The organism is Pseudomonas onubensis (assembly GCF_965653655.1).
In the GTDB taxonomy this organism is placed as follows: domain Bacteria; phylum Pseudomonadota; class Gammaproteobacteria; order Pseudomonadales; family Pseudomonadaceae; genus Aquipseudomonas.
Map to the genome: position 1 here is coordinate 1 of NZ_CBFHAZ010000309.1, position 422 is coordinate 422.

The 422-nt window shown below is 53.8% G+C and carries 1 protein-coding gene; it reads right to left on the reverse strand.

Features of this window, described 5'->3' with window-relative positions:
• On the reverse strand, positions 1 to 422 hold a 422-nt coding region (locus ACTD9P_RS30100; protein WP_438870497.1), incomplete at both ends, for a hotdog family protein.

Sequence of the window (422 nt, forward strand, 5' to 3'; positions counted from 1 at the left end):
GTCCTCTTCTTCATAAAGTCCGATATGGACACGGACAGCGTCCTGATCGACTATCACCGGGCGGACCCATACGATATTCTTTAAGCGCAGGCCGAGAGAATCCTCTGTTGCCCCGCCGATGCTTTTCTCCGCCGCGGCCCGTGCCATCTCAAGGGTGACGGCAGCCGGCACGATCGCCATTCCTTTAATGATATGCTCGGCAATAAAATACTCTTTTCCCGTAAATTCCGAACTGAACCGCTGCTCCTGCAAGACGGATGTATTCTGATGTACCAGCGGATGCAAAAACTTCGCATCTGTTTGCTTCACAGTTTCTTCCGGCCAGAAGCGCTCCTCTGCGAACGGGTAGGTCGGCGCACTGATTCTTCGCGGCGCGGAATCCTGATACAATAAGCCCCAATCAACACGCGCTCCTTCAATCC